Here is a 23,137-nt window from a genome sequence, read left to right as displayed (position 1 = left end):
GCTTCAATCACCACATGAATACTTTCCTGCAAATACTCAATCGGGTTAGCCCCCGAATCTTGTTTTTGGCGCTGTTGGCTGTATCGCTTTTTCTGATTGTGCAGAACAACGAAGCGCAGGGTAGGATTTTTTGGAATTCAGCAGGAAGGATAACCGGCTTTTTTGGAAGCGGTGCCAATGCCATTCGGAGTTATTTTAACCTGCGGCGGGAAAACGAAAAACTGCAACACGAAATCAGTGTGCTGCGGGGGCAATTGGCCAAAGATCAATACAACAACAAAGTAACTACTGATACCCTGCAACGGGTGATTGACAGTAACCACATCCAAATTTTCAGGTACATTGAGGCTACAGTAGTTAACAACTCTGTAGATAAATCCAAAAACTACCTCACCCTCAATCGAGGTAGCAGACATGGGGTAAGGCTAAATATGGGGGTGATTACCACCAATGGAGTCCTAGGAGTTGTCCGATATGTTTCTGATCATTATTGTGTGGTCATGTCTGTTTTGCATACCGATTCGCGGGTAAGTGCTCAAATCCGTGGGGAAGACAAAGGTTTTTATGGCTCTCTGGTTTGGAATGGCAAAGATCCACGTTTTATGCAACTGGTTGATATTCCCAAACACAATAAAATCAGTTCTAAGGATGATGTGGTTGAAACGACAGGCTTCTCTACCTACTACCCTCCAGGAGTGGCAATTGGCAAAGTCTTTTACCACAGCATTCCACCCGGGTCCAGCAACCATCTGATTCAGGTCAAACTGTATACCAATATGACCAACGTCCGCTACGCACAAATTGTAGTGAACGAACATGCTGATGAAATCAATCAACTAGAAGCACGCGCCAAAAATGAACGGTAGCTCGACATTGCTCATTTCGCTGAAATTCATCATCATTTGGATCCTCCAAATCGTTGTGCTAAAACAGATACAGTTTTTGCCAATTGGGCCTTATCATTACGAGGCTTTCGTGTATCCTTTGTTTATTTTGTTGCTTCCATTTGGCATGCACCTCAATAGAGTGATGCTCCTGGCTTTTTTTTCTGGGCTTCTGATCGATGCTTCTTACAACACACTGGGCGTACACGCGATAAGTGCCGTCGTTTTAGCGTATTGGCGACCCTCGATTCTGGAGCTGGTATTGCCTCGTGGCATGGATGAAAATTTGACTCCCTCTCTGGCACGGCTCAAGTTTTGGCCCTTTCTACGTTACGTGGCCTTTTCGTTATTGCTGTACTTGCCTTTTTATTATTCAATGGCATTTTTTTCACACGTTTTTTTACTGTCCATTGTAGTTAAAAGCCTGCTAAGTTTTATTGTTTCCGTATTTTTTACACTAATTTTAGCAGGTATACTAAACGGCTTAGACTAATTTAATATAGGCTATGGATATCGGCAGCAACCGTCAACAGGTTATTCAAGTTGTGTTCATCATTGCAGCAGCTTTGCTGTTGACGAGGGTATTTTTTTTGCAAGTCATCAATGGCGAATTCAAAGCTGCTGACAAGATCACTGGTGCGGTAGCGCGTTTTCCCATTTATCCAGCTCGTGGCCTGATTTATGACCGCAATGGAAAATTATTGGTGGTCAACAATCCCATGTACGACCTGATGGTCACCGTGGATGCGATGGATAAAAACATGAATGTCGGGCGTTTTTGTAAGCTGGTGGGCATGACCCGCGAAGAGTACAAAAAGGCACTGGAAAAAGACTTCTCAAGTGGTCGTTTTTCCCGCTCCGTTCCTTTTGTGTTTAAAAGTAAGATTTCCGCAGAGGCTTTTGCGCGTTTCCAGGAAGCTTTACCGGAATTCCCTGGTTTTGAAATTGTTTTGCGCAACGCCCGCCAGTATCCAGCCCCAGTAGCTGCACACTTGCTGGGATACATCCGGGAAGTGGACAAAACCGAAGTGGAAACCCAATCGGATATTTATGCTCCGGGTGACTATATTGGTGCAAGTGGCCTGGAAAAAACGTACGAGAATGAGCTGAGGGGAAAAAAGGGGGTCGCTTTTGTGCTGCGTGACAAATTGGGGCGTTATGCGGGTTCTTATCGCAATGGCAAAGACGATATTCCGGTAGTCCCTGGGCTGGACCTTAGAACGACGGTAGACCTGGATCTTCAGCAATACGCCGAACACCTGCTCAGCAACAAACGGGCTGGCCTGGTTGCCATTGAACCCAAAACCGGAGAAATTCTGGCCATGGTAACCACCCCCAACTACGACCCTAACCAACTCACCATTACCAACAACGCCCGTGGCGATGTGTATAAAAAATTGGCGAATGACCCTAATAAACCCCTGTTTAACCGGGCGGTAATGGCTCGGTATCCTCCAGGTTCTATCCACAAAACGATTTTGGCCCTCATTGGGCAGCAAATCGGGGTTTGGAACGTGGATCGGGGTGTGAGTTGTGCAGGGGGCTACTTTGCTCCCGGGGTACGTTTGGGTTGCCACCGCCATGCCTATTGTGGTGATGTGCGTTCAGGTATTCAACATTCCTGCAATGCCTATTTCGTGACGTTGTTCCGTACCATTGTTGATATGAATGGCTATCGCCATCCCGATAAAGGACTAGATACCATCAATTATTACCTGGATAAGTTTGGCTACGGACGAAAATTAGGGGTTGATTTCCCGGGGGAACAAGCAGGGGGCTTTCCTACTTCAGCTTTTTTTGATCGATGGTACAAAAACGACGGCCAATGGAAATCGATTTGGATTCGATCCCTTGGTATTGGACAAGGCGAGCTGCTGTGCACCAATATCCAGTTGGCCAACCTTGCAGCAACAATCGCCAACCGGGGTTATTATTACACGCCCCATTTTCTTAAGGCTTTTGGGGATTCCTCGCTAACTACCCGGAGTACTTTCCGCATTAAGCATGAAGTTGGCATTGAACGTAGGCACTTCGAACCCGTAGTGGATGGAATGGAACGGGTTACCATTGCCGGTACCGCTCGCCGGGCCTATATCCCTGATATTGCCATTTGTGGTAAAACTGGTACGGCTGAGAACAGTTCTGGTGAAGACCACTCGATCTTTTTCTGTTTTGCGCCCAAAGACAATCCTCGCATTGCCATTGCTGTGTATGCTGAAAATGCTGGTTTTGGGGGCTCTGTCGCAGCACCTGTGGCCAGTTTGATGATTGAAAAATACCTCAAAGGGGAAATTCGTTCACCAGCTCGCCGGGAAATGGAAAAACAAGTCTTGAAAAAAGATTACATCATTCGGGAAGTGTCCGGGAAAAAGGGTAAATCAACCCAGCCTTGACAAGGGGCGATAAAAAATGACCACTTATTTTGCTCTGCTGCCAATTCATTTTTATGAGAAAAGTATTGCTGTTTTTTGTGTTCCTTTTTGTACTGAGCCAACTTTCTGCTCAAAACAAGCTCAAAATGATTTTTGTGGGCGACATCATGGGGCATGGCCCCCAAATTGAATCTGCCGCCATCGAACCCAATAAGCTTTATGATTATTCCCCTTGTTTTCGCTTCATAGCGCCACTACTGGAACAATCCGATCTGGCCATTGGCAACCTGGAACTGACCTTGCCCGGTAAACCACCTTATACGGGTTATCCAACTTTCAAAAGCCCGGATGAACTGCCCCTGGCCTTGCGGGCTGCAGGCTTTGACTTGTTGGTTACCGCCAACAACCATTCTAATGATGGTGGGCTGATCGGGGTACAAAACACCATTAAAACCCTCGAAAAAAATGGATTTTACCAAACGGGTACCTTCATTGATTCCTCGCATCGGGCTGCCTTGTACCCCTTGATTGTGTACAAAGGCAATTTTAAACTCGCTTTCCTGAATTACACCTACGGCACCAACGGGATTCCCAACCACAAACCCAGCGTGGTAAACCTCATCGATGAAAAAGCCATCAAAGCGGATATTGATGCCGCCAAAGCCCACAAACCCGATGCCATTATTACCGTAGTACACTGGGGCGATGAATACCAACTGACTGAAAATGAACGCCAACGCGCTCTGGCCCAAAAAATGTTGGCCTGGGGTTCAACCATGGTAATTGGTGCCCACCCTCACGTGGTACAACCCATCAAAAACTATCCACTGCAAGAAGCCAACGGAACAACCCGCAATGGCCTGGTGGTATATTCCATGGGGAACTTTATTTCTGCACAAACCAAAACCTATACAGACATTGGGTTGATGGTGGAAATTGAACTGGAGAAAAAAAGCAGCGGTCAGGAGGCAGCGGTCAGTAATGAGCCATCAGCCGTCAGCAATCAGCAAACAGTGATCAGTAAAGTGGAGTACATTCCGGTTTACCGCTATATTTACCGCCCGGCTGCGGGTAAACCCGTTTACATGACCGTTCCGGTGTCTGCTTTTGAAAATGGAGAAATGCAAGCCCTGCAACCCATGCCCGAAACTACCCGGGCTGCCATGAAACAAAGTGCGGATGTGATTCGCAAAAACCTGACGCAACACGGTGCAATAGAACGCAAAGTGAGTGCCAAGGAGATTTCTACCGAAAAATAATTTGCCGTGATCGTATCAGCCATTGTTGCCGCCGCAAAAAACCGCGTCATCGGGATGCACAACCAAATTCCCTGGTATTTGCCTGCCGATTTAAAATACTTCAAAAAAACTACGCTGAATCACCACGTGATCATGGGGCGCAATACTTTTAATTCAATTGGTCGCCCATTGCCCCAACGGACCAATATTATAGTGACCCGCGACATCTTTTTTGTGGCCACCGATTGTATGGTGGTTCATTCCGTAGATGAAGCACTTGAATTGGCTTATGACAATGGTGAGACCGAGGCTTTTATCATTGGAGGAGGCCAGATTTACGAACAAAGCCAGGACTATTGGGATAAAATTTACCTCACCGAAGTTGACTTGGAACCGGAGGGAGAAGTTTTTTTTCCAAAAATTGAACCAAAGGAATGGCGACTGACTTTTAAAGAAGCTCATAAAGCCGATGCCAAAAACGAAATGGACTACATTTTTAAAGTCTACAACCGGATCGAGACCAATACTGAAGAATGAATTTGCTTTTTAAAAAATAAGTTTTAAATTTGCAAACAGCTGTGCTCTTTTTGTGCACAATCCACCCTTAACAACAATGATTCTCAGGTTATTCACCTTTTAACCTTGAGAACATGACTGAAGATTTTCTCCATTACGCCTGGCGTTACCAGCATTTTAATTCCAATCATTTACAAACTACCCAGGGTCAAAACCTTACCATCCTGGCCATTGGTGAGCACAACCGCCACGCTGGCCCCGATTTTCTCAATGCCCGCCTGCAGATTGAGGATACCTATTGGGCGGGCAATGTAGAGGTACACCTGAAAGCCTCGGATTGGCTGTTGCACCAACACGAAAAAGACCCCGCTTATGCCAACGTCATCCTGCATGTGGTGCTGGACGAAGACCAGGTCATTTATGATCCCAATGGGGAGCGTATTCCTTGCCTGGAGTTGCGCCGATTGCTCGATCCGCAACTTTGTAGTGCTTATTACCGCATGCTCAACAACAACTTGTGGATTCCTTGTCAAAATCATTGGCAGGAAGTAAAAACGCTAAGTATTAAATTGTGGCTGGAACGGGTAATGGTCGAACGTTTGGAGGGCAAAACCGAGATCGTCCAACGCTTTCTAGAATTCAATCAGGGGGACTGGGAGGAAGTATGTTACCAACTGCTGCTGCGCAATTTTGGTCTTAGCGTCAATCTGGATCCTTGTGAGCAGCTGGCCCGAAGTTTGCCCCTCAAACTCATTGGCCGCCATCGGGATAATTTGTTGCAAATTGAAGCTTTACTTTTTGGGCAAGCGGGTTTGTTGGAACAGGATTTCGAGGAAAAATACCCACAGCAATTGCAAAACGAATACCGCTTTTTGCGCCAGAAGTATGGTCTGGAACCCATAGCAGCCAGCAACTGGAAGTTTTTGCGCATGCGCCCGGCTAATTTCCCTACGATGCGTTTGGCGCAATTTGCAGTGCTCTTGTACCAGGGTAGCAACTTGTTTAGCAAAATTTTAGCAGCACAGGATATCGAAGAGCTGGCACATTTGTTCAGGGTAACGCTGCATGGTTATTGGTTGGAGCACTACACCTTTGATAAGCCTTCGGCGCGCAAATTGAAGCATCTGGGTACTAGCTTTATCGAGTTACTCATTCTCAATGCCTGCATTCCCCTAATCTTTTATTATGGAATGTATACTCAGGATTCCAAGTATTGCGACAAGGCCCTGCGCTTTTTACAAGAACTCCCCCCCGAGGCCAACCACATCATTGATGGCTGGAAAAAATTGGGCTTCGAACCCGAAGATGCCGGACAAAGCCAGGCGCTGATCCATTTGAAGCGGATGTATTGTGATCAGCGGCAGTGTTTGCATTGTGCGGTGGGGGCGGCGATTTTGAAATAGCTGGGTACTACTCTCAAATTTCAGATGAGTTGCACATGAATTGCCTCCAGCTTTAGCTGGTGGGTAAGATGATTCCTTTCTATTTGGGCTTTAGCCTGTTGGAGGATCTAAATAATTGGGCTAAAGCCCAAATTGGGGGGAGCCATACTGCCCACCAGCTAAAGCTGGAGGCAATTCATGTGCGTTGCATCTAGAGACTAAAATCGTGCGAATAATGACCATCATTTCCACAAACATCTTTGATAGAAACTAATTCTATAACATTTAAACTAGAGAACATGGCTTTTTTAAAAGTGTACATTCACTATGTCTGGAGTACCAAATACAGAATTCCTTTTCTGGATACTCCTGAGTTAAGAAAAAAAGTTTGGAAGCATATTTGCGAAAATGCAAAAGACAAAAATATTCATGTTGACTTTGTCAATGGCCATCAAGAACATTGCCATTGTCTAGTTTCTTTAGGTTCAAATCAGACTATCGAAAAAATTGCCCAACTATTAAAAGGGGAATCATCTTTTTGGATTAACAAAAATAACCTTACCCAACATCATTTTTCTTGGCAAGACGAATATTTCGCCCTGTCTGTATCGGAGTCAATTGTGAACAAAGTAAGGGATTACATCAAGAATCAAGAGGAGCACCATAAGCACAAAACCTTTGAGGAGGAGTATAAAGAACTTATGAGTAAATTCGGTTTTGTGAAATACAAAGATAGCTAATGGAATGGGCGGTTGTATTTGGGAAAGTGTAAGAATTACCTCCAGCTAATGAAGTTTTTTTAAATAACAGTTCTTTTGGCCCTGGCGATTGAATTGCCTCCAGCTTTAGCTGGTGGAACAATTGCCAGAACATGAATGGGCTTTAGCCCAAATCTCAATTTTACGCATAGGGCTGAAGCCCAAAATTAGAGTTCATTGCCTATCCACCAGCTAAAGCTGGAGGCAATTCATGTGCTTCGAGTCTAGAATTTGAGATCGGTTGTTTAAAAAACTTCATTAGCTGGAGGCAATTCAATAGCAACTCGTCAGGTTTTTAGGGCCATATATTCCCAAATACCTCACTAGCTAGAGGGAATTCATGTGTTATCCTACAAAAAAAATGGAGTGCTTATCCCCCCTAAAAAATAAACTTCGTAGACAAAAACTGCGACTTGTGACCCTCCACGATACCATTCAGAATCTCCTTGTTCTTATCGGTCTCCTTGGTAGCAACAATGGTGCGGATGGAAAAAGCCCGCATGGCGTCCTCCACCGAAAGGGTACCCTCGGCAGAGTCCTTGCGCCCGGTGAAGGGGAAGGTATCTGGCCCGCGCTGACATTGCGCATTGATGTTTACTCGGCTTACCAGGTTCACCAGTTGATCCACCAAGTGGGCAATCTCATCGGGATCATTGCCAAAGATGCTGACCTGCTGGCCGTGAGGTGAGTCGATCAGGTATTGGATGGGTTCTTCCATATTGGTGAAAGAAGCTACGGGTACCACCGGACCAAACTGTTCTTCGCGGTAAATTTTCATTTTGTCATTGACGGGATAAACCACTGCGGGGTAGAAAAAGGATTCATGGATGGTCGCTCCTCCTTCATTCATGACCTGAGCACCGTGGGCCTTCGCATCCTCTACCAAATCGAGCAGATAAGCTGGTTTGTTGGGCTCGGGTAGGGGGGTAATGGCAACCCCTTTTTGCCAGGGCATTCCAAAGGGCAATTGGTTCACTGCTGCGGAAAAACGCTCCAGGAATTTGTCGGCAATGTTCTGGTGGACCAGGATGATTTTAATGGCCGTACAACGCTGACCATTGAAGGACAAAGATCCTAGAATACACTCCCGCACCGCCAAATCAATGTCCGCATCTTCCAGAATAATGGCCGCGTTTTTGGCATCCAGACCCAGCACGGCCCGGAGGCGATTGACTTTCGGGTGCATTTTTTTCAGGTCATTGGCGACCCGGCTCGAACCGATCAAGGTCAGCACGTTGATTTTGCCTGATTGCATCAAGGCTGGTACCACCGTTCCTCCACGGCCATACAAGGTATTCATCACCCCTTTGGGAAAGCAGTCGCGGAAGGCTTCCAACATGGGGTAATGCAAGAGGGTACCGTGTTTTGGTGGTTTGAACAAAATGGTATTCCCCATCAGCAGAGCAGGAATCAACATGGTGTAGGTCTCGTTCAAGGGGTAGTTGAATGGCCCCATACAAAGGACCACCCCCAGCGGTGAGCGGCGAATCTGACCAATAATACCTTGTTCGATGCGGAAGCGGGAAGAATTGCGGTCGAGCTCTTTGAGCATGTCGATGGTATCGTAGATGTATTCCACGGTACGGTCAAACTCCTTGGTGGAATCGGCAAAGGATTTGCCGATTTCATACATCAACAGATTGACGATCAAGTCTTTTTGCTCGATCATTCGGCCGATGAATTTTTCCATACACTCGATCCGCTCACCAATGGGCATGGTGGGCCACTCGCCCCGCCCATTGTCGAAAGCCTGTACAGCAGCTTCGAGTGCGGCATCGGCTTCCGCTTGGCCAGCCAATGGATAACTACCGATAAGGAGCCGCTTCAGTCCATCAGGAGTATGTACATGTACGGGTGAATACACGTCCTGTACCGTGCCTGTCCAGGGAATCAGCTGCCCATCGATCAACATTTCGCGCTGGTGAATAGGAGTACCTAGTCGGTTCTCCTCCGGAATGCCATTTTCTTCTGGGAACAGTTGGGAAATCTGGTGCTCTAAGGTGTTCATTGTTTGAGTATTGATTCAACGTAAAATAGCTTTAAGTCTTAGGTTGTTGCAAATAAGCTACAGTTTCTTGAATGCCTTGACGGTAGGTAGTCGCAGCATGTTTAAAATGCCGGACATATTTACTGCTGTCAAACAGGTAATCATATTGGTTTTGGTAGAGCATTTCTACAGCTTCGCCCATTTCAGGGATGAACAAACCCAGGATGCGGGTCATCCATTTGGGGACAACAGTGTATTTGAATTTTGCGTCAAAGGCTTGGGCTGCAAGTTCAACAAAATCCTTTCCGCTCAGTGCGTTGGGATCCGTTGGTAAATTCCAGATCTGATTGTAGGCATCCATGGTGTTGCCTAAGGCAGCAGTAGCTCGGGCTGCATCGGGTGTAAAGGTATAGGAATGTTTGGTATTGGCGTTGACCAAAATTTGTGGGGTTTTACCTTTTGCCAGGTTTTGAAAAACCATATAGTCTACAAAGCCAAGAGTAGCACCAGGACCATAAAAGTCGGCTGCACGGGCAATCATGGCCTGAATATTGCCATTTTGAGCCTCGTCCAGCAGCATTTGTTCCACTTTTGCCCGCACTTCTCCTTTTTTGCTGCAAGGGTTCATGGGGCTTTCTTCCGACATCCAACCCTCAACTTTACCCAGAGCATACACATTGCTGAAGAAAAGAAGCTTGCAATTGTTTTCCTTACAGGCATCGATCACATTGCGCATCAGTAAGGGCCACTTTTCCTGCCAGATTTTGCTTGAGTAAGGCAAACCCGCAGTGAGATAAGCAATTGTTGACCCTTTTAGTGCTGCTCGTACCGCTTTGGGATCGAGTAAATCTGCTGCGAACAATTCGTCATTGTGGTTGATGGCTTTTGGATTACGGCTGACTAGGCGGATTTGATCGGTGTAAATCATGAGGCTTTTGGCCAGTTCATTGCCAATGACGCCTCCGGATCCGAGGATGGTTTGCATAGTTTCAGGTTTTGGTATGGATAAGCTTTAGTTGATGCTTCTTGCTTGCGTTTTAAGATCGGGGTTTTCAGGCGGAAATCCAGAGAATGGAAGATTTTTTTTTACTGAGCACTATTTCCACGTCGCCTTTTCCTATTTTTACCCGTACAACGATAATTTGATCCATTTGAAACTGCGCCTGTTTACACCCAAAGCGGAAACGTCGTCAGACGAAAACTTGCTGTCCCACTATCAGAAGAGTGGTGACCTGCAACTTCTGGGTGCCTTATACAGTCGCTATACAGAGCTGGTTTATGGGGTCTGTTTGAAGTATCTGAAGCAAGAAGAAACGGCAGCAGACGCCGTTATGGATATTTTTGAAGAATTGGTTCAAAAAGCCAAAAAACACGACATCGGCCAGTTTCGGCCCTGGTTGTACGTTTTGGCCAAAAATCATTGTTTGATGCGCTTGCGCAAGGCCGGCCAAAATTTTACCGTAAGTTTTGACCCCGGCCTTATGTATTCCCTCGAATTGTTGCATCCTGATGCAGAAGACCTTCCTGATCGGGAAATGATGCTGAAAAAATTGGAAAACTGCATCGAAAAACTCTCCGATCAACAAAAGGACTGCGTTCGATTGTTTTACTTCGAAGACCGCAGTTACAAGGATATTGCCGATGGCATGCAGGTTGATTTGAACATTGTGCGATCCCATATCCAAAACGGACGTCGGAATTTGAAAAACTGCGTAGAGGCACCCCTCGGGGGGGCTTAAAAATAAATGATATGCAAAACCAGGCATTGATCGATCTTTTACGACGCTGGCTGCGCGGGGAAACCCGAGGCAGAGACGAAAGTCGTTTGGAACGAGCAGCACAGGAAGACCCATTCCTGGCCGATGCCTGGGAGGGTTTTAGCCAAAAACCTCAAGCCGATCACTTGCACCAACTCAAACAACTCAATGCTAAAATTGCGGCAAGAACCCAAACCGATCAGCGCAATACCGGGCCAATCTTGATTTGGTTGCCCCGCCTTGCTGCTGCCGCTGCGGTATTGTTGCTCCTCACTTTTGGCTGGAAATGGCTGTTTAACCCTACTCCAAAAGCAGACCTGGTAGTTGATGTTCCCAGCATTGAATCGAAGGCTGAGGCAGAATCCCAACCAACGCCTTCCACTCCAGAGGTAGCCGTAAGCATTGAAAAAGCAGATAAAGCATTGCCTTCAAAACGTAATGCCAAGGAAGACTTTACGCTTGGCACCCTAAGTACTGAGGAACTGGCAGATGATGGCGTGATAAAAGAAGACGCCAATGGCCTGGCGGATGCTGAAATCGCGGAGGAGAAGCCCAAAGTTGAACCCAGTAGAGAGGATGCACCGGGTAATGCCGCAAGCTCTCGTGCAGCAGGCAATGCTGCGGACAAAGACCAGGCAAAAATTAATCCTGCTCCTGCTGCGCGGGATTTGAATGCTTTGCAAGTCAATCCTACCGTAGGCGGCATAGTGGTAGATGAACGCGGGCAACGCGCAGCGGGCATCCCCGTACAACACAATGCCAATACCTTCGCTATAACCAATCGGGAAGGCGCTTTTGAGTTGCCTTCAGCTGCTCCTGCTCAAGTGAAGGTCATTGATCCTGAATTTGAAACCCAGTCACTGCGCCTGGACAACAACGACGAAAAGGTCGTGTTGCAGCGCAAAACCAAAGCACAAAAAAAATCCTTCGAGACCAGCGACCGCCGGGAAGGAGTAGGTTACCCCAGCCCGGAAGGTGGTTTTGAACAATTTGAACAATACATTCAGAAAAACATCGAAACGCCCTTTGAAGCTAAATTGAACGCAATTAGTGGAGATGTCACCCTGGAATTTACGTTTGAAAAAGATGGTAAGCCTGCCCGAATCAGAATCCTGCGCCCCCTGGGATTTGGGTGTGATCAGATTGCCGAACGGCTCATTGAGGATGGGCCAAAGTGGCGGAACGGAAAACCCGGAACCTGGGTGATTTACAAGGTGGCGTTTAAATAACCCATGAATTTATTCGTGGGAAACAGCCCATGACTTTAGTCGTGGGAAAGTAGCGCCCTGTTTTTCAACAGAGCGCTCCGAAAAATATACTCGATTATTAAAAACTTGTTTCTAGTCTTCCAAATCCGGCTGTGGTGTATAGCGCAGATAAGGCTTCACAATGGTCACCCCTTTCGGGAATTTTTCGATCGCCGCTTCCGTAGATACCGCAGGTACCACAATCACATCTTCACCATGTTTCCAATCTGCAGGAGTCGCTACACTGTAATTGGCAGTCAGTTGCAGGGAATCCAATACCCGGAGCACTTCATTGAAATTACGGCCCGTAGATGCAGGGTACGTAATCATCAGTTTTACCTTCTTGTCCGGCCCGATGATGAATAAGGAACGAACAGTGAAGGTCTCCGAAGCATTCGGGTGAATCATATCGTACAAATTGGCCACAGTGCGGTTTTCATCCGCAATGATGGGGAATTGTACATCCACATGTTGGGTTTCGTTGATGTCATTGACCCAGCCTTTGTGTTTATCCAGCGGATCTACACTTACGGCCAGTACTTTGGTGTTACGTTTCGCAAATTCGTCACTCAGTGCAGCAGTACGGCCTAGCTCAGTTGTACATACCGGAGTGTAATCAGCAGGGTGTGAAAAAAGGATACCCCAGCCACTACCCAGGTACTCGTAAAAATCAATGTCGCCCGCAGTTGTTTGGGCTTGGAAGTTGGGCGCAATGTCGCCGAGACGCAGACTCATATTCTCTGTTTTTAGGTATATGTATGGATTAAGAACATGTTTCCGGGAAGGTCGGTTGAGCAAAACAGTTAATGTTTCTCCTCCGACTTCCTGAAATCAAAGTTATGAAAATAAAATAAACGAATTGCATGTTGCTCCCGATATCGATTCCCTGCTGCAAGTTGCTGAAATACATTCATATAGCCCAGTTGAACGTGTGCATGGCTATTGGTTTGATACACCAAACCCATGAACAATCGATTCTGATCAAAGTAATTGTATACAATGTTTTCGCCAAAGTTGACCATGATTTCATCATTGACCAAAAATTGAAATCCTCCTGGCGCCAAGCCCTTTTTGCTTAAAGGCACAAAAAGCGCAAAATTGTATCGAATGCGCCAGTTAAAATTGAAACCTTCGGCCAGTTCATCATCGTTTTTGATCTTTTGCCGCCAACGTTCCTCCAGCCGTACCCACTGCATCAAACGCGATTGTTTGATTTTGGTAAACCATTGCACCTGTTGCATCAAACGATGCTCGGGTTGCGAGATGTTCTTGTGGGCTTCGTCTGGAAAATGATTGATGAAGTTATAAGCCGTTGTCAAGCGCACATCGTCCGTCAAGTAATAAGTCGGCCCAACTCGAATGATAAATTGAGACGGTTTTTGTACAAAGTCATTCTTTAAACGAAAATGCACATCATTCCATACTCCCCAGCGATCTGAAAAACGATACTGGTTGAATACCCCCAACCAGGTTTGGTCGTCTTCCGTAATGATCTTTTGGGCCAATATCTCCAATGGACTACCTGTCAGCATCAAAGCGCCTAGCACTACTTTTAGTACCAGGTATTGTAGTTTTTTGATTCGAGTATATCTAGACATAACCTGTACGATTTGGCGAACCCTTAGTTTTATTTCTTCCAGATATCCCAGGTCGCACTCAGGTAGTACAGGGCACCAATGGTTGGCCCGGCAGCATACTGGATGTAACGTTGGTTCGCCAGGTTGGTGCCCCCCAATTTAAAGGAAGCATTCCATTTTGGCACTTGTAGCGAGACTTGTGCATCCACGGTAGAGAAAGAAGAAACTACCCCTTCCGCCAAAGGTGTTTGCCACAGGAAAGTATCCTGCCATTTCCACACCAGGTTGAAGCCAAAATTGGGCAACACTTCCCGGTTGCCAAACTGGATATTGCCCGACCAGGTGGGGGTGTTAAACCCGGTGATGAAAATGTCGTTGTTGTTTTTGGTCTGTAGGTCATTGTAGTTCAGGTTGCCGGAGAGCGAATACTTCTTGTAAAAGTTATAGCTCAAACGCAATGCCGAACCATAGTTGTAGTAAGTATTCGTGGCATTGGTAAATACGCGGTAGCGCACCTGTTTGTTGCGATCCAACATATTCAACACTGCGGCATCAGTATTCACTTTTCCATCCAACGGCACAGCGACTTCTACCTGCCCCAGAAAGCCGCGGTAGCTATTGTAGTAAAAATCCCAGTCGAGTACCACTTTGTTGTCAAACAAGACACTTTTTATCCCGGCATCCCAGGCCTGTACTGCTTCCGGCTCCAATTGTGGCAAGTTGGCAACGACCAGCAAGTTGCGGTTTTTGAGGCCGGCATCGTTGCGGTTACTCCCTGCCGCTACATCTTTGTTGACCGCTGCAGTGAAAAGATCCAGCGAGTTGAGGGTGTAGGAGTTTTCCAGGAAGCCCAAGCCCTCATTCACTTTGGCCAAACCACCTACCCGTCGTACGTTGCCATTGTTCACGTAAGAAAGGGCCTCAAACAAAGCCGGGAAACGTACGCCCGACTGGTAGGAGATGCGGTAGTTCCATTTTTCATTGGGAGAAAAAACGGCGGCTACCCGTGGGTTCCAACGCCCGGGGAAATCGTAGTTGTGGTCATACCGAATCGAGGCAACCAGTTTTAATTTTTCCTCAAACAACAACTTGGTAGCCTGGGCAAAAGCACCCAACTTGGAATAACGCACCTTGTCGCCACCTGGCAGCGCCCGCTCTTCAATCGGACGGCTAAAATCAACAAAGTTGTTACCATCGGGAATCACCTCATTAACCCGTAAATCCGTACCCAGCAGCAAGTTTACTTTTTCCTTAAGCCAGTGCGAAGCATCGTATTGCAGTTCGCCGTGGTACAAGTGGCTGCGTTGCCACAGGGCTGCTCCACCCGTGAGAGGGGCGCCAGCGATCAAGGAAGCATGATCCCAGTTGTTGATGCTGATGATCTTGTTTTTCAAGTCCTGGAATGCCTGAGTGCCTGGTTCGGGGCGGCCTTGGTCGGCACGAGCACGGGCCGCGAGGTGAGCCTCCGTCAGGGATTTACCTTGGTCAATGCCACTTTGTAAGGTAGTTTGATACAAGGCACTCCAATCTTTATTGGTTTTGGTCGTCAATTCAAAATTGTCCACCAGAGGTTTGAGGTTATAAGACTCTCCGGTATTTTCATCGGTGAAATACACCCGGGCAGTCAGCCGCTTGTTCTTGAGTTCAAGCGAATGGTTTTGCACCACCGCGTTATTGAGCCTGATTTTGTTGCCGCGCTGGAAGGTGCCATCCATACTTCCGTAACGGTAGTTGTAGCTCAACTCCCAATCTTTGAAGGGGCGATAAAACAGGCCACCCGAAAATTTCAGGTTGCTTACCTGGGGTTCGGTCAGGTCTTTTTCCCAATAGCCAGTACGGCGCACGTTGAAAGTTTGGCGTTTGCCCAGGTAGTTGACGGCTACAGCTACATTATTGTTGCGCTCATCGCCGTAGCGGTTCCAGGCATCGTAGGCGGGGTTGGTTTCGCCAGTACCCAGCTCTGGAAAAGCAGGATTGGCCGAGGCTTTATTGCTGGCATTTTGATCCACGGCAGCTGAGGAAACCCAGTCAATGCCCTGGAAGTAGCTGACATTCAGCTTTACGGCCAGTTTTTCATTTTTATCTAAAACCTTGGCAAAGCGCAAGGCGGTTTCAGTCATCAATGCAGCGTCGTGGTCAATGTTGTCAACATGATTCACGCCAACGCGCTGGTAAAAACTCAGGCCCTGGGTTAAAAATGGATTTTTGCTGCGCAAATGGGCCAGGCCATTGATGGAGTTGATCCCATACAATGCCGAAGCCGAGCCAGGAGTGATTTCAACTGAAGCAATATCCAGTTCTGAGGGGCCAATCGTATTGCCAAGGGGCACCCCGAGGGTAGCGGCCTGTACATCCACTCCGTCCACCAATTGCATGAAGCGGAAGTTGTTGGGGTTGTTGAAGCCCCGGGTATTGGGCACTTTAAAGGTCAAGCTCGAAGTAGTGAGTTGCACCCCCTTTACGTTTTCCAAGGCATCGTAATAGGATGCGGCGGGCGTTTCCCGAATGGCCCGAATGTCCAGTTTTTCAATGGCTACGGGCGATTTGAACAGGCGCTCTTCCACCCGTGAGGCAGTAACGACCATCTCATTCGACATGACCACCAGGGGTTGCAATTGGAATTGGAGTTTTGCACGTTCGTTCTCTACGGTAAAAACCTGTTTTTCGTAGCCCACAAAGGTAATTTCCAGGGTGAAAGGAAATCGTAGGTAACTTTTGATCACAAAAGTTCCAGTACTGTCCGTCACTGCTCCGGCATCATGTTCACGAATGTACACGGTGGCGTTGGCCAAAGGAGCCCTGCTAGTCCCGTCTTTGACTTGGCCACTGATCTCTACCAAGTTGTTCTGGGCGCTGGCCCAGTATGGGGATATCAAAATCCCTAAAAAGATGATGAATAGAGATACCTGCTTCATGTGTTGTTTGGTTTGGATTTAGGCCAAAACCTAATCGAGTATTTGATTAAAAATATAAATATTACATCGACTTAGTAGGGTTTTTTCTCAAAAAAATTCGCTACCTCAGCAGCGAATTTTTTTTGACCTACTTATTTCAACCACCAGTTAATCAAAGTGTAAGACTGGGTTAAAATAATGATCAAACCTACCATAAACATCAAGGACTTGGCACTAATTTTGCTGACCAGCCAGGCACCAAATGGTGCTGCTAATAACCCGCCAGCAATTAAACCTGCCACTACCTGCCAGCTGTCTACCCCTACAAAGAAGAGGAAAACACCCGTACTGAAAAAAGCGACGAAGAATTCAGCCGTATTCACTGTCCCTACCGTTTCGCGAGGATCATTGCCTTGATTGACAATGTTGGAAGTCACAATAGGCCCCCAGCCTCCACCTCCAACGGCGTCTAAAAAACCACCACTCAGCCCCAGAGCCGATACGTAGCGTACCTTCTCAATGGGTTTACGGCTGCGGAAACTTTTCATCAAAATGATCAGCCCCAAAATGAGCAAATAGGCAGCAATGTAGGGTTTGATAACCTTGCCATCGAAGACTTCAGAGATCAGGTAGGCACCTACCATCGACCCAATTACTCCTGGCAAAATCAAGCGTAGAAACAATTTTTTGTCAACATTGCCCAAGTACAAGTGAGAAAGTCCGGAAGCCCCCGTTGTGAATACTTCTGCAGTGTGTACACTGGCAGTTGCAATGGCTGGAGAAATTCCCAGGTTGAGCAGCAAGGTCGTACAGCTCACCCCATAAGCCATGCCCAACGCACCATCAATCAATTGAGCAACAAACCCCGCTAACATGTATCCCAGGAAAGACCAATCCAGTTGGACGAACCCTTTTCCGGAGGCATGTTGCCATACTCCCCAAATCAGCCAGGCTGCCATGGCTATTTTCAAGGATAAAATGACAACAGAGATGTGCTTTAGTGTAAGTTTTTCGAGCATATTTTGTGATTGTGTATAAAGCGTGGTTGTGTTCATAGGCATTGGTTTGGCTGGGCAAATTTATAAAAACTTCATCAACTTAGTAGGGTTTAAGGTGAAAAAATATTCAACCCCACTGAATTGAACCTTTAATGACTCAGAAAGAATAAGTTAGGCCGTAATTTTTTTTCAAAGATAAAAAAAATTGCTACTTGTGCAAATAGGGGAGTAGCCCTCATTTTTTGAATCAACACCAGCGCATTCATCCATTGATTTCGCATAAAATAATCAAGGGACCAAAGGGGTTTATTCCTTTGATCCCTTGATTATTCACTTTTTCAACAATTACAAGGTATAGCGCAAAGTCACCCCATAGGTTCTTGGATCACCCAATACGCCCGCGTAGTGACCAGCATTTCCTGCGGCGGGCAACAATTGCTCGAAATAATCCTTATTCAACAGGTTGCGAGCCCATACAAAAAGAGATAAGCCATCATTGGCCCGGAAACCTATCCGGCCATTGATCAGGGTATAGCCCTCAATGTTCAGGAATTGGGAAGGGGAAGGACTGGAGGAAAACTCGGAGCGGTAATAAGAATCAATGGCCAGGAAAAACTTCCCTTCTTCGTTGATCAATTTACCATCGAAGTTCAACTCGCCACCCAATGAACCTGCCCATTTGGAAATCCCCGGCAAGCGGCCCCCTGAAATGTCCTTGAAGGCATTGGCACCACCCGTTTCTTCAAGTGGTACAGGAGCGTTTTTGAAAGAAACGTACTTGCCATCGGTGTAGGCTACTGCACCATAGACGTAAAATGCTTTGCTAAGTCGGATGTTGCCATCAATCTCTAAACCTGTTACCCGTACTTTTTCAGCATTGGCCAGGTAACCACGGTTTACACCCACTTCGGCAGTTTGTACGTTCGTTTGGTAATCATCGATATCGGTGTTGTGGTATACGATATTCAAGGTAGAGTTTTCAGTTGGCGAAGTTTTGATGCCGATCTCCCAGTGGGTAACGTACTCAGGCTTGACGCGGGCCAGATCAATCAATACGGCACCATTCGCAGTAGGCAAACCACCGAGGTTCACACCCACAGGTTTGAAGCTGGTGGAATAGGTAGCGAAAGAGTTGAAGCGCTTTGAAGGTTTATACGCCAGGGTCAATTGACCAGATAAGTTGTTTTCTTCTACATTTGCTTTGAAAGCTTGATCACTGTATACACCACGCTTAATGGCCAACAGCGCGGCGTCGGTAGTTTGCAAGCCGCCATACGTTTTGCGGTCGTAGTCCACATCTTTGGTGTCGTAGTTGAAGCGTAGGCCAGGCAATACGTGCAGTTTTTCGGTAATGGCCCAATCCAATTGACCAAATACTGCCGCTCCTACGGTTTGCAAACGTGAGGTGGTCTTGATGCCATAACCATCCAAGAGCCCGGGAGTTTTCCATAGTGCGCTGGTCGAGCTTTGTGAAAAACGCCATTGAGCAGCGCCAGACTCTTCGGTATGTACGGGGTCGGTATTCAGGTCTTGGCTAATGTAAAAGGCCCCAATTACGCCGCTCAACTTGGAGGAAATGTCACCTGCATACCGGATTTCCTGAGTCAACTGCGTATGCCGGGAAGTCGCAGCAGATTTAGACAAGACAGGTAAACCTGTAAAGTCGCGGTCGTTGGAAGGATCCCAGTTCCAGTAGCGCCAAGCCGAAGTGGAAGTCAGGGTACCTTTGCCAATTTTTGCATCTAAATTAACCGAAAACCCACCCAGTTCATTACCAGAACGCCAAGGCGAATCGTGGTCAACAACACGGTCAAAAGGATTTTCAGAAGGCAATTTATAGTCAAGGTCAGCAATGATTTGTCTGAACTGGCGGTATGCGGCACGCTTAGTCGTCACTACACCAGCCACAACCTGAGCAAATCCATCCGGGTTTTGGCTGGATACATCCCCCGTAAAATTGATTTTTACCTTGTCACTTACGTTGTAGAGCAGTTGTCCGCGCAAACCCAGGTTGTTCATATCATTGATGTACTTTTCGGTACGGGTATTGTAAATCAACCCATCGCGCTGGGTACCGGAGAAGGAGAGGCGTCCCGCAAATTTTTTACCAATTGGCCCGGTAATTGAAGTTTTAGCCTGGATGTAACCGTAGTTGCCATAGCTCACTTCAAAAATGGCTCCAGGTTTGAAGCTAGGCCCATTGGTGACGATGTTGAAGGCACCAGCGGTGGTGTTTTTACCAAACAGGGTACCTTGTGGGCCGCGCAGTACTTCAATGCGTTCGATATCGATAAAGTCAAGAGTAGTAGCGGCTGGACGAGCGTAATAAACGCCGTCTACATAAAACCCTACCCCGGGGTCAATCCCGTCGTTGGTCAGGCCAAAGGTAGAACCCAAACCGCGTATGTTCAAGGTGGTGTTTCGTGGATTGGAAGTATAGAGTTGCACCGTAGGCACCAGCTCCTTGAGGCGGTTCACGTTGAATGCGCCCGCGTCGGCCACTAGCTTACCGCCGATAACTGAAATTGGAATCGGCACATCCTGCGCAGTCTCATCCCGGCGACGTGAAGAGATCACTACTTCCGACAGGTTGTTGTCGTCTACCAATTTGATCTCCAATTTGGTCGCCAAACTCGTCACTTCAAGTTCTTGTGGAATAAAACCTACCGAACTGATGCGTACTACAAAAGGCAGTTCTTTTTTGACCTCCAGCTTAAAATCGCCGTTGAGGTCAGCTACCGTATAAAGGTTGGTGCCATTGATGACCACTGTAGCGCCTACTAAGGGCGTGCCGTCTTTGGCCTTAATATTGCCCGTCAGCTGATCTTGTGCTAAGATGAAATTGGCCCAAAGTAAGAGGGGAATCAATAATCGCAAAGTTTTTGTCGTGCTCATGCTCATTGTATTTAAAGTGTAAATGTGTTAATCACGGGTGTTTTGGTTTTGAAATGCAAAGGAAAATAATAAATTTCTAAAATCCTATAAAATTAATAGAATTTATCTGTTTTTTAAAAAATGCCCTCCATTACTCATTGCGAACGCAGGGGAAACCTGTGTGAATCAAGTTAGGATCGGGGCTTGATTTTATCTACACGCAGCAATGAAAATCAGAGCAGTACGAGCTATGGCGCGAAGTTTTTGTGGATAACCAAATTGGCAAAATCGCCCCCCGAACCATCGCCAACAAACAAACCAATTTGCCCTTTGCTGAACGTGCTGAGCTTTTCAACTGTTAGAACTGCTTCTTTACGGTCGTTGACAAAAACCTGCACGGATTTGCCTTTGACCACTACTTTGGCATGAAACCATTCATTGGGATTGGGCGCATTGGGAATGGCTTTTTCAAATTGGGCATTGCGCTCGTCACGCAATTTTTTCCAGGGGTAGCTGGGATGGGCAACGTATTGTACCGCGTGGATGTAGCGCACTGAATCCTTCGCGTAAAAGTTGAAGGGGCGGAAATAAATGGCATCGTAGGTAGAGTCATTTTGGGCGTGAAAGGCTACGCCTACAAAGCTCTGTTGAAAAACGTCCTGGCCGCGAACATCGAACTCAATGGTGCCTTCGGAGAACTTAATTCCTTTTAACCAAGCGAGACCTTCTTCCCGCTCCTGAGATACACGCACGCCCTTTTTATCGCCCTCTTCCAAGGGGTTAATTTGACGGTGAAAGACACTGAGCTTTCCTTGTTTATGTGCCTCTAACAAGTTTATTTGCTGTTTTTTTTGAGCAAACCCGGCGGTAAGCGCTACAAGACTACAAAGGAAAAATAGCAGAATGTTTTTCATGATTGACGTGTTTTTAAAAAAGACAAAAAAGGGAGACGACAGATGCTTTATCTGCCGTCTCGAAAATCAACTTAATTTGGCTAATTAGTCCCCGCCGTACTGCGGGTAGGTGGCAACAAGGGCTGAGCAGGTTTGATTTTATCGTAATCCACTACGCCATTTTGTTTGGCCCAGTGGAAATACAATTTTGACAATTCATCAACCACCAAAGGATTGAGGCGAGCCACGTTTTGGGTTTCCCCACGATCCTTTTCCAGATCGTACAACTCCCAACTGTAACTCGGATAAATGGACACCAATTTCCACTTCCCTTTCCGTACGGCACGATTGCCAGCGCGTTCCCAAAAGATGGGCTCACTGCGCTGTAGTTCTTCGCCTTTGAACAACAAGTTGCTCAAACTTTTGCCGGGCAGTTGGTTGGTAGCGACCCCATTATACGTGCCTGGATAGCTGGTACCCGCCAAATCATAAAAAGTGGGTGCCAGGTCAATCAGGTGAGCAGTACCCTTAGCAATACTTCCTGCCTTGATCTTTCCGGGAAACCAGGCGATAAAAGGTGAACTGATCCCACCTTCATAGGCAAAGGACTTGAAAGAACGGAAAGGCGTATTGGATACAAAAGACCAGGGTTTGCCTTGGGACTCAAAAGAGCCCGCGGTGCCAACTGGGCCGGTGTTGCGACCAGCCTGGTTTTTATCGCGATGCGCCATGTCTTCGGCGGGAGCGCCGTTGTCAGAAATAAAAATGACCAGGGTGTTGTCGTCTTTTTTCAACTCTTTCAACTTGGCCAACACTTTACCAATCCCCTGATCAGCACGATCCAACATAGCAGCGTATACCTCCATTTTTGCTTTCCACAATTGTTTTTCCTCAAAAGTCAGGTTGTCCCAATCGGGCACTTCCACATCGCGGGCAGCGGCGGCATCAGCCTGAGCCTGGGTGATGATGCCGAGTTTGACCTGTTTGGCCAGGCGCTCCTTGCGCAAGGCATCCCAACCTGCGTCGTATTTGCCCCGGTATTTGGCAATGTCTTCAGGTAAAGCCTGGAGTGGCCAGTGGGGCGCAGTATAGGCGAGGTAAAGGAAAAAGGGTTTGTCCACCTTGTTCTGCTCATCCAGGAATTGTACGGCGTGATTGGTGATTTCATCCGTAAAATAATAGGAATTGGCCTTGGGCTTCTGGCGTTGATTGTCCTCCAAAATCACCACGGGGTAGGGTCGACCGAGTGGCATGGGTTCGGCATCAAAATAGTTGGAACCACCGCCGATGACGCCAAAGAAACGGTCAAAGCCCCTCTGTTTGGGCCAATGCAGACTATCATTGCCTACGTGCCACTTGCCCGAAAGCAAGGTGCTGTAACCCGCTTGCCGCAGAACTTCGCCAAAAGTGAGTGATTCTTTGTTCAAAAAACCCTGGTAAGGAGGAATACCCAAATTGACGTCAAAATAACCGACCCCAGCCTTGTGCGGGTATTGCCCAGTAATGAGCGATGCCCGGGTGGGCGCACAAATGGAATTGTTGTAAAACTCCCGCAAGCGCAGCCCTTCGTAGGCCAGTTTGTCGATATTGGGCGTTTGAATCTCTGAGCCATAAGCCCCTAGGTCGGAATAGCCCATGTCGTCGACCATAATGAGGATGATGTTGGGCTTTTTAGTTTGGGCCTGTGAGGTGCCGAGCAGGGCGGCACCTAGCACCAGCAGCAGCACTTGAATTTTATATTTTGTGGTCATTGTCTGAAA

18 protein-coding genes are annotated in these 23,137 nt (G+C 47.0%); 9 read left to right on the top strand and 9 right to left on the bottom strand.

The window, feature by feature from the left end; all coding sequences use genetic code 11:
- The first annotated feature begins 14 nt into the window (after positions 1 to 14).
- The 7 genes from mreC (at position 15) to tnpA (ending at position 7,132) form a co-directional block, all read left to right on the top strand.
- Complete coding sequence (gene mreC, locus SFV55_RS18985) at positions 15 to 866, top strand: rod shape-determining protein MreC (protein WP_320031118.1); 852 nt, start codon at positions 15 to 17, stop codon at positions 864 to 866.
- A complete protein-coding gene (locus SFV55_RS18980) occupies positions 856 to 1,377 on the top strand; it encodes a hypothetical protein (RefSeq protein ID WP_320031117.1) in 522 nt (173 codons plus the stop codon). The genes mreC and SFV55_RS18980 overlap by 11 nt, the downstream gene beginning before the upstream one ends.
- A 13-nt stretch (positions 1,378 to 1,390) precedes the next feature.
- Entirely contained in the window at positions 1,391 to 3,277 is a 1,887-nt protein-coding gene (gene mrdA / locus SFV55_RS18975) for a penicillin-binding protein 2 (RefSeq protein WP_320031116.1), read from the top strand.
- A gap of 53 nt (positions 3,278 to 3,330) precedes the next feature.
- Positions 3,331 to 4,515, top strand: coding sequence for a CapA family protein (locus SFV55_RS18970; RefSeq protein ID WP_320031115.1), 1,185 nt, complete (start codon positions 3,331 to 3,333; stop codon positions 4,513 to 4,515).
- Between the two features lie 6 nt (positions 4,516 to 4,521).
- Entirely contained in the window at positions 4,522 to 5,031 is a 510-nt protein-coding gene (folA, locus tag SFV55_RS18965) for a type 3 dihydrofolate reductase (protein ID WP_320031114.1), read from the top strand.
- 113 nt (positions 5,032 to 5,144) lie between these two features.
- Positions 5,145 to 6,413, top strand: a complete 1,269-nt coding sequence (locus SFV55_RS18960; RefSeq protein ID WP_320031113.1) for a DUF2851 family protein — start codon at positions 5,145 to 5,147, stop codon at positions 6,411 to 6,413.
- Positions 6,414 to 6,691: 278 nt separating this feature from the next.
- A complete protein-coding gene (tnpA, locus tag SFV55_RS18955) occupies positions 6,692 to 7,132 on the top strand; it encodes an IS200/IS605 family transposase (RefSeq protein WP_320031112.1) in 441 nt (146 codons plus the stop codon).
- Positions 7,133 to 7,529: 397 nt separating this feature from the next.
- Here tnpA and SFV55_RS18950 read toward each other — a convergent pair whose 3' ends face one another.
- Positions 7,530 to 9,158, bottom strand: coding sequence for an NADP-dependent glyceraldehyde-3-phosphate dehydrogenase (locus tag SFV55_RS18950; protein WP_320031111.1), 1,629 nt, complete (start codon positions 9,156 to 9,158; stop codon positions 7,530 to 7,532).
- 31 nt (positions 9,159 to 9,189) lie between these two features.
- The gene (locus SFV55_RS18945) at positions 9,190 to 10,122 is read right to left on the bottom strand and encodes an NAD-dependent epimerase/dehydratase family protein (RefSeq protein ID WP_320031110.1); all 933 of its coding nucleotides are present in this window, start codon (positions 10,120 to 10,122) and stop codon (positions 9,190 to 9,192) included.
- Between the two features lie 166 nt (positions 10,123 to 10,288).
- Between SFV55_RS18945 and SFV55_RS18940 the strand changes: the two genes are divergently transcribed.
- Both SFV55_RS18940 and SFV55_RS18935 read left to right on the top strand, forming a co-directional pair.
- On the top strand, positions 10,289 to 10,876 hold the full coding sequence (locus SFV55_RS18940; RefSeq protein WP_320031109.1) for a sigma-70 family RNA polymerase sigma factor: 588 nt from the start codon (positions 10,289 to 10,291) through the stop codon (positions 10,874 to 10,876).
- Between the two features lie 11 nt (positions 10,877 to 10,887).
- Positions 10,888 to 12,123, top strand: a complete 1,236-nt coding sequence (locus SFV55_RS18935) for an energy transducer TonB (protein ID WP_320031108.1) — start codon at positions 10,888 to 10,890, stop codon at positions 12,121 to 12,123.
- Between the two features lie 111 nt (positions 12,124 to 12,234).
- Here the strand turns inward: SFV55_RS18935 and SFV55_RS18930 are convergent, their stop codons facing one another.
- The 7 genes from SFV55_RS18930 to SFV55_RS18900 form a co-directional block, all read right to left on the bottom strand.
- Positions 12,235 to 12,876 carry a peroxiredoxin gene (locus SFV55_RS18930; RefSeq protein ID WP_320031107.1) on the bottom strand — a complete coding sequence of 214 codons (642 nt, stop codon included), beginning with the start codon at positions 12,874 to 12,876 and terminating at the stop codon, positions 12,235 to 12,237.
- 68 nt (positions 12,877 to 12,944) lie between these two features.
- A complete protein-coding gene (locus tag SFV55_RS18925) occupies positions 12,945 to 13,739 on the bottom strand; it encodes a DUF2490 domain-containing protein (protein WP_320031106.1) in 795 nt (264 codons plus the stop codon).
- 29 nt (positions 13,740 to 13,768) lie between these two features.
- Positions 13,769 to 16,633: a TonB-dependent receptor gene (locus tag SFV55_RS18920; RefSeq protein ID WP_320031105.1), complete on the bottom strand. Its 2,865-nt coding sequence runs from the start codon at positions 16,631 to 16,633 to the stop codon at positions 13,769 to 13,771.
- A 131-nt stretch (positions 16,634 to 16,764) separates the two neighbouring features.
- Positions 16,765 to 17,631 carry a sulfite exporter TauE/SafE family protein gene (locus SFV55_RS18915; protein ID WP_320031104.1) on the bottom strand — a complete coding sequence of 289 codons (867 nt, stop codon included), beginning with the start codon at positions 17,629 to 17,631 and terminating at the stop codon, positions 16,765 to 16,767.
- Between the two features lie 324 nt (positions 17,632 to 17,955).
- Positions 17,956 to 20,505, bottom strand: a complete 2,550-nt coding sequence (locus SFV55_RS18910) for a TonB-dependent receptor (protein WP_320031103.1) — start codon at positions 20,503 to 20,505, stop codon at positions 17,956 to 17,958.
- Positions 20,506 to 20,732: 227 nt separating this feature from the next.
- Positions 20,733 to 21,398 (bottom strand): family 16 glycoside hydrolase, encoded by a 666-nt coding sequence (locus tag SFV55_RS18905; RefSeq protein WP_320031102.1) that lies wholly within the window; start codon positions 21,396 to 21,398, stop codon positions 20,733 to 20,735.
- Between the two features lie 80 nt (positions 21,399 to 21,478).
- Positions 21,479 to 23,128, bottom strand: coding sequence for an arylsulfatase (locus tag SFV55_RS18900; protein WP_320031101.1), 1,650 nt, complete (start codon positions 23,126 to 23,128; stop codon positions 21,479 to 21,481).
- Positions 23,129 to 23,137 lie beyond the last annotated feature (9 nt).

The sequence above is a fragment of the Haliscomenobacter sp. genome, assembly GCF_033763495.1.
Classification (GTDB): Bacteria; Bacteroidota; Bacteroidia; order Chitinophagales; family Saprospiraceae; genus Haliscomenobacter.
Note: the sequence above shows the minus strand (reverse complement) of the source record. Positions and strands in the feature narration are given on the sequence as shown.